This is a genomic window from Cellulophaga sp. F20128, from assembly GCF_023015805.1.
In the GTDB taxonomy this organism is placed as follows: domain Bacteria; phylum Bacteroidota; class Bacteroidia; order Flavobacteriales; family Flavobacteriaceae; genus Cellulophaga.
In genome coordinates this window covers 138814-152459 of record NZ_JALKBA010000007.1, presented here as the reverse complement: position 1 = coordinate 152459, position 13646 = coordinate 138814, and the positions used below count along the sequence as shown (strand labels likewise).

General features: G+C 35.3%; 14 protein-coding genes. 5 read left to right on the top strand and 9 right to left on the bottom strand.

The features are described from left to right. Positions 1–97 precede the first annotated feature (97 nt). The 4 genes from mreC to MWU65_RS09140 form a co-directional block, all read right to left on the bottom strand. Positions 98–910: a rod shape-determining protein MreC gene (gene mreC, locus MWU65_RS09155; RefSeq protein ID WP_247077203.1), complete on the bottom strand. Its 813-nt coding sequence runs from the start codon at positions 908–910 to the stop codon at positions 98–100. 62 nt (positions 911–972) lie between these two features. Continuing rightward, positions 973–2001, bottom strand: coding sequence for a rod shape-determining protein (locus tag MWU65_RS09150; RefSeq protein WP_247077201.1), 1029 nt, complete (start codon positions 1999–2001; stop codon positions 973–975). Positions 2002–2057: 56 nt separating this feature from the next. Continuing rightward, positions 2058–3590: a bifunctional phosphoribosylaminoimidazolecarboxamide formyltransferase/IMP cyclohydrolase gene (gene purH, locus MWU65_RS09145; protein ID WP_247077199.1), complete on the bottom strand. Its 1533-nt coding sequence runs from the start codon at positions 3588–3590 to the stop codon at positions 2058–2060. Between the two features lie 96 nt (positions 3591–3686). Next, positions 3687–4139, bottom strand: coding sequence for a GAF domain-containing protein (locus MWU65_RS09140; RefSeq protein ID WP_247077197.1), 453 nt, complete (start codon positions 4137–4139; stop codon positions 3687–3689). Positions 4140–4254: 115 nt separating this feature from the next. Between MWU65_RS09140 and MWU65_RS09135 the strand changes: the two genes are divergently transcribed. The 5 genes from MWU65_RS09135 (at position 4255) to MWU65_RS09115 (ending at position 9700) form a co-directional block, all read left to right on the top strand. Continuing rightward, positions 4255–4665 (top strand): hypothetical protein, encoded by a 411-nt coding sequence (locus tag MWU65_RS09135; protein WP_247077196.1) that lies wholly within the window; start codon positions 4255–4257, stop codon positions 4663–4665. Positions 4666–4784: 119 nt separating this feature from the next. After that, on the top strand, positions 4785–7022 hold the full coding sequence (locus MWU65_RS09130; protein WP_247077195.1) for a TonB-dependent receptor: 2238 nt from the start codon (positions 4785–4787) through the stop codon (positions 7020–7022). 24 nt (positions 7023–7046) lie between these two features. Then, positions 7047–7403: a heavy-metal-associated domain-containing protein gene (locus MWU65_RS09125; protein ID WP_247077194.1), complete on the top strand. Its 357-nt coding sequence runs from the start codon at positions 7047–7049 to the stop codon at positions 7401–7403. A gap of 249 nt (positions 7404–7652) precedes the next feature. After that, positions 7653–8618 carry a hypothetical protein gene (locus tag MWU65_RS09120; protein WP_247077193.1) on the top strand — a complete coding sequence of 322 codons (966 nt, stop codon included), beginning with the start codon at positions 7653–7655 and terminating at the stop codon, positions 8616–8618. 5 nt (positions 8619–8623) lie between these two features. After that, a complete protein-coding gene (locus MWU65_RS09115) occupies positions 8624–9700 on the top strand; it encodes a DUF3179 domain-containing protein (protein ID WP_247077192.1) in 1077 nt (358 codons plus the stop codon). An 87-nt stretch (positions 9701–9787) separates the two neighbouring features. On the opposite strand, the gene groL is transcribed toward MWU65_RS09115, so the two are convergent. The 5 genes from groL to MWU65_RS09090 all read right to left on the bottom strand — a co-directional run bounded on the left by groL (position 9788) and on the right by MWU65_RS09090 (position 13646). Further along, a complete protein-coding gene (groL, locus tag MWU65_RS09110) occupies positions 9788–11425 on the bottom strand; it encodes a chaperonin GroEL (protein ID WP_247077191.1) in 1638 nt (545 codons plus the stop codon). Positions 11426–11456: 31 nt separating this feature from the next. Continuing rightward, positions 11457–11735 (bottom strand): co-chaperone GroES, encoded by a 279-nt coding sequence (locus tag MWU65_RS09105; RefSeq protein WP_247077189.1) that lies wholly within the window; start codon positions 11733–11735, stop codon positions 11457–11459. Between the two features lie 135 nt (positions 11736–11870). Then, positions 11871–12227, bottom strand: coding sequence for a preprotein translocase subunit SecG (gene secG, locus MWU65_RS09100; protein ID WP_247077186.1), 357 nt, complete (start codon positions 12225–12227; stop codon positions 11871–11873). Positions 12228–12230: 3 nt separating this feature from the next. After that, complete coding sequence (locus MWU65_RS09095; protein WP_247077184.1) at positions 12231–13115, bottom strand: hypothetical protein; 885 nt, start codon at positions 13113–13115, stop codon at positions 12231–12233. Positions 13116–13118: 3 nt separating this feature from the next. Further along, complete coding sequence (locus MWU65_RS09090) at positions 13119–13646, bottom strand: LptE family protein (RefSeq protein ID WP_247077182.1); 528 nt, start codon at positions 13644–13646, stop codon at positions 13119–13121.

Here is a 13646-nt window from a genome sequence, read left to right as displayed (position 1 = left end):
ATAAACCCTAAAAAATTAAGATTATTAAATACCAGTACTTGGGCAAGTACAAGAAAGAAAAAGCGAATGATATGTACTATTGTCTTACTGTTCATCTTTATTCAATTCCTTTTTCTAGTTCATTAAGCTCTGTTAAATTTTCATTTTTAATGATATAAACATTCTTAACATTCGCCATATCTTGAAACAAGCTGATGTTGATATTGTATGAATTTTCAGAGGTATTTAAACTGTAGTCTGTTATTGTTCCAATCGGAATGTTTTCAGGAAATATACTAGACATAGCACCTGTGACAACAGTGTCACCTTCTTTAATTTCTACCATTCTAGGGATATCTGTAAGTTGTACTGTATTAAAGTCTTTGGTATCCCAAACCAAAGATCCAAAGTAATTGGAGTTTTTTAATTTGGCATTTATGGTAGACTTTGTATTTAGAATGCTTTGTATTATGGAAAATTTAGGGGAGGTGCGTTCTATAATTCCAATGATGCCATTGGCTGTCATAACACCCATATCTTGTTCAAGACCTTGTTTTTGTCCTGCGTTTATGGTGATGTAGTTTTTGCTGAGGGAATAACTATTTTTTACAACATTTGCGGTGATAAGGTTATAAGATAGTGTAGTGTCTAGTGGAATACTATCTATGAATTCTAGGGCTTGGTTAAAAAGTTGGTGGCGCAATCTTTTGTTTTCATCTAAGAGTGTTTTGTTCTCTTGTTCTAATGAAAAATAGGTGGTTATATTCGATGACGTTTGATAAATATTACCAGCAAACCAATTGGTAGAATTAAAATATTTGGACTGGTGGTATGAGTTAGATTGAACCGTAAGTCCTAATGCAATCGTTAATAAAAAAACATAAAGAAGTCCATTCTTGTTTTTTATTAAAAAGTTTATAATCTGTTGCATTCATTTTACGTATTGGCGAGGTTAACGCTATAAAAAATTATAAAAACATTCTAATTAAGTCGCTACTTAATTAGAATGTTTTTATAACGGTCTAAATTTTTAAGTGCTATACCGGTACCTCTAACTACGGCACGCAAAGGATCTTCGGCAATATAAACAGGTAAGTCTGTTTTTTGAGATAATCTTCTGTCTAGCCCTCTAAGCATTGAGCCTCCACCTGCAAGATAAATACCTGTATTGTAAATATCGGCAGCTAACTCTGGCGGGGTTTGTGATAGTGTTTCCATAACAGCATCTTCAATCCTTAAAATAGATTTGTCCAATGCTTTTGCAATTTCACGGTATGATATAGAAACTTGTTTTGGTTTACCAGTTAACAAATCTCTTCCTTGTACAGACATTTCTTCTGGCGGTTCCTGTAAATCTTCTGTGGCAGAACCAATCGTTATTTTTATATTTTCAGCAGTGCTTTCTCCAACATAAAGATTGTGTTGGGTACGCATGTAATAAATAATATCATTAGTAAAAACATCACCTGCAATTTTCACAGACTTATCACATACAATCCCACCCAATGCAATAACTGCAATTTCTGTGGTACCACCACCTATATCAACAATCATATTTCCTTTGGGCTGCATAATGTCTAGGCCAATTCCTATGGCCGCAGCCATTGGTTCGTGTATAAGATACACTTCCTTGCCATTTACACGCTCAGCAGATTCTTTTACCGCTCGCATTTCTACTTCAGTTATGCCCGAAGGAATACAAATCACCATCCGTAAAGCGGGTGGAAACCATTTCTTTTTTAAGGCAGGAATGTTTTTAATGAACATATTGATCATCTTTTCCGATGCATCAAAATCTGCAATTACACCATCCTTCAACGGTCTAATTGTTTTTATGTTCTCATGGGTTTTACCTTGCATCATGTTGGCATCTTTCCCAACTGCAATTATTTTTCCGCTAATTCTATCTCTAGCAACTATAGACGGGCTATCAACAACAACTTTGTCATTGTGTATTATTAGAGTGTTAGCTGTTCCTAAGTCGATCGCTATTTCCTCTGTAAAAAAATCAAAAAATCCCATGTATTAAAAATTAGTTTCTGGACTAAAAGTAAGTTTAATCGATGAATGTAACAAAATTAATGTTTAAAATGACGTGTGCCAGTCATAACCATAGAAATTTTGTGTTCATTGCAATAATCTACGCTTAATTGGTCCTTTATAGACCCTCCAGGTTGAATAACACTTGTAATTCCGTTAGTGCCAGCAATTTCCACGCAGTCTGGGAAAGGGAAAAAGGCATCACTTGCCATTACAGCTCCGTCTAAATCAAAGTTAAACGACTTTGCTTTGTGTATGGCTTGGTTTAAGGCATCTACTCTTGAAGTTTGTCCTGTTCCACTAGCGCAAAGTTGTTTTCCTTTAGCAAGTACAATGGTGTTCGATTTTGTGTGTTTACACAACTTCGATGCAAATATTAAATCTTCAATTTCTGATGCAGTTGGTTTTGTTTCTGTAGCGTTCGTTAAATCTTCTATGGTATCTGTTTTATGGTCTTTTTCTTGCACGAGAACACCATTTAAGCAGGTTCTAACCAAAGTGTCAGGTAGGGCAACATCATTCTGTATTAAAATAATTCTGTTTTTCTTTCCTTTAACTATTTCCAAAGCTTCGTCAGTATAACTTGGTGCAATAACCACTTCACAAAATAGTTTGTGGATTTCTTCTGCTGTTGCTTTGTCTATTTCTTTGTTGCTAATTAAAACCCCACCAAAGGCAGAAACAGGATCACCAGCCAATGCATCAACGTAGGCTTGGTGTAAAGTGCTTCTAGATGCTAGTCCGCATGCATTGTTGTGTTTTAAAATAGCAAAGGTAGGCTCGTCATTCTTAAACTCGTTCATTAAGTTAATGGCAGCGTCTACATCTAATAAGTTGTTGTACGACAATTCTTTGCCGTGAAGTTTGTTGAACATGGCATCAAAATCTCCAAAAAAGAATCCTTTTTGGTGTGGATTTTCTCCGTAGCGCAATGCTTTTCCTTGGGTTTCGCTTATTTTTAAAACAGTTTCTTCTTTTTCTGCATTGAAATAGTTGAAAATTGCAGTATCGTAATGCGAAGACACATTGAAAGATTTAGCGGCAAAACGCTTTCTATCTTCAAGGGTTGTTGTGCCGTTACTGGCCGTAATTATATCTAGTACCTCACTGTAGTCTTCCATAGAAGAAACACAAAGTACATCTTTAAAGTTTTTGGCAGCCGCTCGAATTAAGGAAATCCCGCCAATATCAATTTTTTCAATAATATCTTGTTCAGACGCACCACTGGCAACCGTTTTTTCAAAAGGATATAGGTCAACGATTACAATATCTAATTGTGGAATTTCAAACTCAGCTAACTGGGCTTGGTCATTTTCATTGTCTTGCCTATTTAAAATGCCACCAAAAACTTTAGGGTGTAAAGTTTTTACACGACCACCTAAAATAGAAGGATAGCTCGTTACATCTTCTACAGGTATAACAGGAATTCCTAATTCCTTAATGAATTTTTCTGTGCCGCCGGTAGAATAAATTGTTATTCCAAGTTCATTAAACTTTTTTACCAAAGGTTCTAATCCATCTTTATGAAAAACAGAAATTAATGCCGATGTAGCTTTTTTTGTGGTACTCATTTTTTTGTACTTATTAGTAAAGGATTGAATAAGGGCACAAAAGTAATTTTTTTGATTTTAAGAACAGCAATGGTTTATTAACAAAAACACAAAGTTTTAAAGAATTTTAGCAACTTCTGCACATATAAACTCTAAAAACGTTTCATCTTCCTTAGTAAAAGGGTCAAAAGTGTTGGAGTCGATGTCTATTTGTCCAATATTTTCACCATTGATAAAAATAGGAATTACTATTTCTGCTTTAACAGTGATACTACATGCAATGTAATTATCTTGTGCTTTTACATCGGGTACAATAAAGTTTTTATTGGAAACGGCAACTTGTCCGCAAATACCTTTGCCAAAGGGAATTATAGTATGATCCGTGGGAGCACCTACATAGGGTCCCAATTTTAATTCATTTTTATCGCCGTTTTTAAAATAAAAACCAACCCAGTTGTAATGTGGAACATTTTTTTCTAATAATTCACAGATACTTAAAAGGCGCTCATCGGTATTGTGGACGTTACTATTTATAAGGTCTAAAACTTTAGGGGTAAGGGATTGAAGCATTTGTTAGGTTTGAAAATTTTAGGTAAAAATATAAGTTATTTTGTAATTATCACCTCTTCTGTTTATTGTCTTTAGTTTTATATGGAACTACGCTAATTTTTTATAAATTTGAAATGTGATAAAACAACTTGTACATAAGGTGCTTTCTGTAGTATTAGTTTTTCTAGTGCTTGCTTCTACGATGTCTTTTGCCATTGAAAAACATTTTTGTGGAGGAGAACTTGTAGGTGTTACGCTGTTTTTGGATGAATTTGACTGTATTCCTATTGGTTGTGAGCCTGCAAATGAGGTTGTAGAAAATCATTGTTGTCAAGGAGTGGTAGATGTGGTAAAGGGATTGGATAGGTTAACTGCTAAAGCCATTGATCATTCTAATATTCAACAAAAATATTTTTTGGCGAACACACCTTGTTCTTTTATAGCTTTTCTTAGCAACTTTGAGCACGCCAAGCAGCTGTATGCAAATTATTCACCTCCAGAAAGGATTGTAGAGATTCATATCTTAGATCAGGTTTTTATTATATAGGAATATAATACCGCTGTTTGTAGCCATAAACAGTGCTGCGATCTCAACAAAAAAATCAAACTATTTTATATTATTTTGTATAGTCCTAAAAATACTATGCTATAAAACAATACAGTTAAATGCATAAATTATTATTTATACTCTTGTTATTTCCCATAGTGGTGTTGTCTCAGCATTCGCTTAGTGGAACCATCCTGGAGAAAAATGCAGCTAGTAAAGACTTGCCTTTGCTAGGTGCAAACGTATATTGGTTAAATACAACCATTGGGGTTGTGACTGATGTGGATGGAAAATTTACAATCCCTTATAAATCAAATTACAAAGCCCTAGTGATTAGTTTTGTAGGGTATAAAACAGATACATTGTTAATTTCTGAACCCAAGTCCATTCGGCATGTGTTAGAACCAACAAGTACTTTAGATGAAGTAACAGTAATTGCAAAAAGGGAGGCTACTTCTAAATTATTCTTACAAGCGCAAAATACAATGATTGTAAGCAGTGACGAGTTGTTAAAAGCAGCCTGTTGTAATTTGTCTGAAAGTTTTGAAACCAATCCATCTATCGATGTAAATTTTGCCGATGCCATTTCTGGAACACGTCAAATAAAAATGTTGGGATTAACAAGTCCGTATATATTAATTGCCACAGAAAACATTCCGTCGGTTCGCGGTGCTTCACAGGCGTATGGATTGAGTTTTATACCGGGAACTTGGGTAGAAAGTATCCAAATTACCAAAGGAGCGGGGAGTGTGGTTAATGGTTATGAGAGTATTGCGGGTCAAATTAATGCGGAACTTCAAAAACCCTCACGAGACCATGCCTTCTTTTTAAATCTATATGGGGCTAGTAGTGAGCGCTTAGAGTTAAATACGCATATCAATAAGCAGTTGAGTAGTAAATGGAGTACGGGATTGTATTTGCACGGCAACAAGCACAATAAAAAACACGATGTAAATGACGATGATTTTATGGATATGCCTATTTATAGTCAGGTGAATTTAATGAATCGTTGGCAATATACCGATAATGAAAAGGGGTTTGTAAGTTTTTTTAATTTTAGATATATGAAGGATGAAAAACAAACAGGACAAATGGATTTTAACCCTAAGACCGATAAGTTAACCACCAATGCTTGGGGGAGTGAAATTAATACCGAGCGTTTCGATTTTTCTGCCAAATTTGGATATGTGAACCCAGAGCTGCCTTGGCAAAATTTGGGAGCCCAGTTTGCCGTAAGTAATCACCAGCAAGATTCTTATTTTGGAATGAATGTGTATGATATAGAACAGTACAGTGTGTATGCTAATGTTAATTATAGTTCTATCATAAGTGACTCCAGACATAAAATAAAAACGGGTATTAATTTTACCTATGATGATTATGATGAATTGCTTACAGCGATGGCTTTTAAGCGAATAGACAATTCTGTAGGTGCGTTTCTGGAATATGCCTACGATAATTTGGATAAGCTGACCCTTACCGCAGGAATGCGTGCAGATAACCACAATAGACTTGGGTTTTTTGTGACACCTAGAATTCACGCCCGTTATTCACCTTGGGAGAATTCTGCATTTAGGGTTTCTCTTGGTCGTGGAAAGCGAAGTGCTAACATTTTTGCCGAAAATCAAAGTATCTTTGGAACAGCGCGAAATATAAATATCACAAATGCAGGAGGTGAAATTTATGGACTAGATCCGGAAATTGCATGGAATTATGGAGTGTCTTATTTGCAAGGGTTTCATTTGTTTGGAAGGAAGTCTGATATTACATTTGATTTTTATAGGACTGATTTTCAAAACCAAATTGTTGTAGATTGGGAAAACCCACAAGCAGTTCATTTTTATAATTTAGACGGTGAGAGTTATGCCAATAGTTTTCAAGTTGAAATAAACCAGAATGTATTTGAAAATTTTGATATGCGCTTGGCATATAAGCTGTATGACATACAAACACAATATGAATTTGAAAAATTAGAAAAATCATTAATACCTAGGCATCGTTTTTTTGCGAATGCATCTTATGAAACTCTTGGACATGAGTTTATTAAAAAATGGAAGTTTGATGCCACCTTTAATTGGTTGGGGCAACAGCGTTTTTCATCAACAGTTGGTAATCCTGCTCAATATCAATTGCCAGAACGTACGCCAACAGTGGCAACATTAAATGGGCAGGTAACAAAAGTTTTTTCTTCAAAATTTGAGATGTATTTGGGTGGGGAAAATATAACAAATGTGCGTCAAGACAACCCTATCTTAGCATCAGATGACCCATTTGGAGCTAATTTTGATACAACATTTGTGTATGGTCCAATTTTTGGGAGTATGTATTATGCAGGCTTGCGGTTTAAAATAAAGTAAAATGTAATAATAAATATAGAAATTATGAAAGGAACAATTCTCGTATTGACAATTTTATTCTCAACAATGGCATTTGCTCAAAATAAAAACGCAAAGGCGTCTTTAGAGGTAGATGGTGTATGTATGATGTGTAAAGATCGTATTGAAAAGGCATGTGTAAAAACAAAAGGGGTAAAGAGCGCCATTTGGAATGTAAAAACACATGAGCTTAAACTTATTTTTGATGAACGAAAAACGAGTATAGATAGTATTCAGAAAAATGTGGCAGCTGCAGGCCATGATACTAAAAATTTAAAGGCAACGGATAAAGCCTATAATAGTATACATGCCTGTTGTTTGTATAGAGATGAAAAGGTAAAGGATGATCATAAAAATGAATAAGGGATATTATTTATTCAATGAACTGATAAAAACGCTTCAAATAAGTTTGAAGCGTTTTTTTTATGCTTTTTTATCAGCAGTTTATACCCTATAACCCTGTGGAAATCTTTAGGTTCTTTGTGGTATTCACAGCTTTTACAACGACTTAGTCTGTATTTGTTCAATCAAACCGTTAATGGTTTTCCATTCTTCCTTTTGTAAGGTTAATGCAGAAGTAGATACTAATTAGCTATACCTAAGCTTTTTAAAATGAGAAATCTACTTGTTGTAGTTCATTTATTATTGTTTTGTGCCGGTTCAGCACAAACATGTTGTTCAGGGGGAGTACCCCTATCTAATAATTTGGGGCTACCCAATGAAGTAAAAGGAACCTTGCTTTTAGGGCTTAATTACGATTATAATAATTTAAGTACGCTCAATTCAGGTTCTGAGAAATTAGACGATGATTCAAGACAACGGATTACCAATTCTATGTTGTTGAATATTGGGTATTCTATAACCGATCGATTTTCTGGAGAATTGTTATTTACAAGAGTACATCAGACGAGGACAATTAATCAATTTGGAAATAAAAATTTTAGTGAAACATCCGGAATAGGGGATGCTGTTTTTTTGCTAAAATATGCCATTCCTAATTTTATTGCTAATAATGGGATACTAACAACCGGTTTGGGAATAAAGGCGCCTCTTGGCGTGTCTGATGCTAAAAACGAACAAGGTATTTTGCATACGGCCGATTTACAACCGGGGAGTGGCGCTTGGGATGGTTTAGCATGGCTGTCGTTTTCTAAAAATTTAGGGTTTAGGCCATCGGCACAGTTAATTGCAAGTACTATCTATAGGTTCACAGGAAAAAATAATTCTTATCTAAATAATTCGGCAGTATATGAATTTGGGAATGCTATACAATCCAATCTTGGTTATGTTGATCAGATTTTAGTAGCCAATACTATTGTTAATCCTGGTCTTGTCATTAAATACAGAAAATCTAAAAGTGATCAAATAGATGGGTCTAATATCCCAAATACGGGAGGGGAATGGATTTTTGTGAGGCCAGAGTTTGGTGTGCAAATCACTCCTAGACTGGCATTTGATGCACGCTTAGAGATACCAGTCTACAGTAATGTTGATGGCACTCAATTAACGCCAACTATCCGATTTACGGCTGGGGTGTTTTTTACTTTGAGAAAGAATAACGGTACTATTTTAAACTAAAAACTATGAAAAAAACGGTAATGAGTTTCCTGGTAATTGTAGTAAGTGTAAGCTTATCTTGTAGCCAAAAGACAGATGCTACAGTGGTGGGGAATCCTGGTGAGAGTGGAGGTAATACTACGGGTGTTTGGAGTATCCCGGTAAAAGATATCTTGGATGGTGGTCCTGGAAAGGATGGAATTCCGGCTTTAGAAAACCCCTTGATGATTAGCTCCCAGGAAGCGACGTATTTGTCTGAGGACGACTTGGTCATAGGGTATAAAAAAGGGGATGATGTTAGGGCATATTCACATATTGTACTGGATTGGCATGAAATAATTAATGATAATATTGGCAATGTATCCTTGGCTTTAACCTACTGTCCGCTAACAGGTACAGGGATTGGATGGAATAGAATTGTTAAGGGAAAAGAAACAACTTTTGGGGTTTCTGGGTTGTTGTACAATACAAATTTAATTCCATATGATAGGGAAACAGGCAGCAATTGGTCCCAAATTTTAAATGAAGCTGTTAATGGGGAATTGATTGGAGAAAAGGCAGCTTTAATCCCTTTGGTAGAAATGCAATGGGGAGCTTGGAAAGCAATGTATCCAAATTCAAAAGTAGTAAGCACAAGTACAGGGCATTCTAGAGATTACGGAATATCACCTTATGGTAATTATGCAGAGGAACATGATTTCTTTCTTTTCCCAGTAGAAAAAGATGCAAGATTAAACTCAAAAGAAAGGGTTTTGACTTTAGTTTCTGGTAAACAAGCGAAAGTATATCGGTTTCCTAGTTTTGAGGCTGTCAAAATTATTTATGATGATTTTTTAGGTGAGCAGTATATGGTCGTTGGAAATGAAAGTTTTATGGTTGCTTTTAAAATTGAGGCCGAACACAATCTCCTTGAATTTGAATATGTGTATAATGGTACAGCTGCTGTTCTTTTAACAGACGATGAAGGCAATGAATGGGATGTTTTTGGGGAAGCCCTTTCGGGACCCAGAAAGGGCCAAAAATTAGGGGCGGCACCCTATTTTATGGCATATTGGTTTTCTATTCCAGCATTTTATACTACAGTAATTTATACCGGTAATTGAAGCCTATAATGGAATTAATTTGAGTTGAAATAAAAAAGCTCGTTTCAAGATATTGAAACGAGCTTTTTATTTGGTACAATGATGGTATTACATCATTCCGGGCATTCCACCTCCGTGGCTATGTCCACCACCACCAGCAGCGGCTTCTTCCTTAATGTCTATTAAAGCACATTCTGTAGTTAAGATCATACCAGCTACAGAAGCTGCATTTTCTAATGCTACTCTTGTTACTTTCTTAGGATCTATAATACCTGCTTTAAGCATGTCTGTATAAGTTTCTGTTTTGGCATCGTAACCAAAATTACCTTTGCCTTCTAAAACTTTAGAAACAACAACAGAACCTTCGCCACCTGCGTTTTCAACTATAGTACGCAATGGAGATTCAATTGCTCTAGCTACAATTTGCATTCCTGTTTCTTCGTCAGCATTTTCACCTTTTAATTTGGCAAGAACAGTTTTTGCGCGTACAAGTGCTACACCTCCACCAGCAACAATACCTTCTTCTACAGCAGCTCTAGTTGCGTGTAGTGCATCATCAACTCTGTCTTTTTTCTCTTTCATCTCTACTTCAGAAGCGGCGCCAACGTAAAGTACGGCAACTCCACCAGCCAATTTCGCTAGTCTTTCTTGTAGTTTTTCTTTATCGTAATCAGAAGTAGTAGTCTCAATTTGAGATTTAATCTGGTTTACTCTAGTTTTAATAGTTTTAGCATCGCCAGATCCATTAACTATAGTAGTGTTGTCTTTGTCTATAGCTACTTTTTCACAAGTACCAAGCATATCAATTGTTGCACTTTCTAAAGAGAAACCTCTTTCTTCAGAAATAACAGTACCACCTGTTAAGATAGCGATATCTTCTAACATGGCTTTACGTCTATCTCCAAATCCTGGAGCTTTAACAGCTGCAATTTTTAAAGAACCTCTTAGTTTGTTTACAACCAAAGTTGCCAATGCTTCACCATCTACATCTTCAGATATAATTAATAAAGGCTTTCCTGATTGAGCTACTGGCTCTAAAATAGGAAGTAAGTCTTTCATTGCTGATATCTTTTTATCAAACAATAAAATGTATGGATTCTCTAATTCAGCTACCATCTTTTCAGAATCTGTAACAAAATAAGGAGAAAGGTATCCTCTATCAAACTGCATTCCTTCAACAACGTCTACATAAGTATCTGTTCCTTTAGCTTCTTCTACAGTGATAACACCTTCTTTACCTACTTTTCCAAATGCCTTTGCAATTAAGTCGCCAATAGTTTCGTCGTTATTAGCAGAAATTGAAGCTACTTGTTTTATTTTGTCTGATGAATCCCCAACTTTGGTTGCTTGTTTGGCTAAATCAATAACAATTGCTTCAACTGCTTTATCTATACCTCTTTTTAAATCCATTGGATTTGCACCGGCAGCAACGTTTTTCAAGCCTTCTTTTACAATTGCTTGTGCTAAAACGGTAGCCGTAGTAGTACCATCACCAGCTAGATCATTAGTTTTAGAAGCAACTTCTTTAACCATTTGAGCTCCCATATTTTCAAGTGGGTCTAATAACTCTATTTCCTTTGCAACAGTAACACCATCTTTGGTAACTACTGGAGCTCCAAAAGATTTACTGATGATTACGTTTCTACCTTTAGGGCCTAATGTAACTTTTACTGCGTTTGCTAAAGCATCAACTCCTCTTTTGAGACCGTCTCTTGCTTCAATATCAAATTTTATGTCTTTTGCCATAATTGAATTTATTTTTGAACTTAATTTTTTCTTAGATGATTGCTAAAATGTCACTTTCTCTCATCATTAAATAATCAGAACCTTCTAATTTTAGTTCGGTTCCAGCATATTTGCCATAAAGAACAGTGTCCCCTATTTTAACGGTGATTTTTTCATCCTTAGTACCAGGACCAACAGCAACAACTTTACCTTGTTGAGGTTTCTCTTTTGCGGTATCTGGGATAATAAGTCCAGAAGCCGTTTTAGTTTCTGCGGGCATTGGTTCTATTAGCACTCTGTCTGCCAATGGTTTAATGTTAATTTTAGCCATATTTTTGATTTTTTTAAAATTTAATAATCTTCTTTAGTATAGTCAGAAATTGTGCCATAGCATAAAACTGACACTTTGTAAAACAAAAAATGCCAGCTTGTCATAAGCTGGCATTTTTTAGAATTCAATTTGTTGTTATTTTATACTGTCCAATATCCCAGTGTCAGTTGCTGCAGGTGTGTTTTCCGGCGCCGTTAAGGGTGCTGTTGCTTCAATATTTGAGTCTTGTAGTAACTTAGAATCAACATTTCCTGATTTTCCTGGTAATGCCATATTAGACATAAGGATTAAGCCTATTAGTAAAGCAGCTAAAGTCCATGTGCTTTTGTCTAAAAAATCACCTGTTTTCTTTACACCACCAACTACTTGGGTTCCACCACCACCAAATGAAGACGATAAACCGCCACCTTTAGGGTTTTGCACCATAATTACTAACATTAGTAAAAGGCAAACTATAATAATAAGGATTAAAAATATTGTAAACGTACTCATCTTTTATATGTTTTCTTTTTGAATTTTTTCTACTGATTTTATTCGGTCTGCAAAGAAACTACTTTTTTCTGGATATTTCAAACTTAAAATTTTATATGCTTGAATTGCTTTTTTATACTTTTTTTGTTCTAAGTATACCTTGGCAAGGGTCTCTGTCATAAGTTCGTCCTTGTTGAATTTTACAGAACTTGAAATGTCTATTTTAGATTCAATGTTTTTTGTTGGAACAATCTTAGGGTTGTTGGCAATAAACTTATCTATTAAATCAAATTTTTTATTTTTGCGCGGTTTCTTTACTTTTTCTGGAGCAGGCTGAACAGGATCTTCTTCTATTGCAGGCGTAGTTAGTTCGAGCCATTTTGTAAAAGAAAATTTTTCCTTTTTTGTGAAATTTAGGGGTTCACCTAAACTTAATTTTTCAGTTGTAACAGCTGTCTCTTCCTTTGTAATAGGTTCTTTAGATTCAAAAAGATTATCATCTAAGATTTTGTCGGCATCATCCTCATTTTGAGGCAATGGATCATCTATGCTTTTTTGAACCACGTAAGATTTGTCGATGTCTGCTTTTGTTAATTCTTCCGCATCAACCTTTATTTCTTTTAATTGGGCTAATTCATTAATGGCATTTGCTGCCAGTGTATTGTTTAAAAATTCAGGAGAAGTGATAAAGTCAAACAATACATCGCGGTTGGCCGTGTGAGCCGCTGTAACTTTTAAGGCTTTGTTGTATTTAAAACTATTCAGATTTTTAAGACCTTTTAGGTGTAATGCGTGTGCGGCCTGAAAATAGGGGTAGTCTGTAATAATCTCCTCTAATTGGTTGATGAGTACCGGAGAATTTACCTTGTCAGGTTGTTGTAAGAGGTATGTGAAATCCGTTACTTTCATAAATTACCAGTCGGCTAAAGATTTATTAAAAATATCTTGTGTAATGCGTTCAAAAATTTCTTGATGTGCTTCGTCTTTTACAGATTGCAACAATGAATTAGCAGGATAATCAAAATAAAAAGAAAATCGTTGTTCAAAATCAGTATCTTCTTTTGTATTGTTAAAGAAACGTACTTTTACTGCCATTGTTAGCCTGTTTTGTGCAGCAGTTTGCTGAGCCGTAGCTGTCATTGGAGATATTCTATATTCTACAATCTCGCCTTCATAGACTAAGTCACCACTGGTATTTGTTAAGCTTAAGCTCGTTTGATTGGTCAGTAATTCTTGTAAGGCCTGTGTAAAGTCTCTATCTAAACCTGGTTCAACTGTTGAGCCAGCACTTTGAGAAGCGTAATTTTGAAAAAAGTTTACTTGAAATGTTTTTGCATCACCAGTACTACCACCCGTTAAATTATAATTTACTTTAACCCCACACGCCTGTACGGTTAAAATGGTGAACATTAGAAAGCCTATTTTTTTAATGGTATTCAT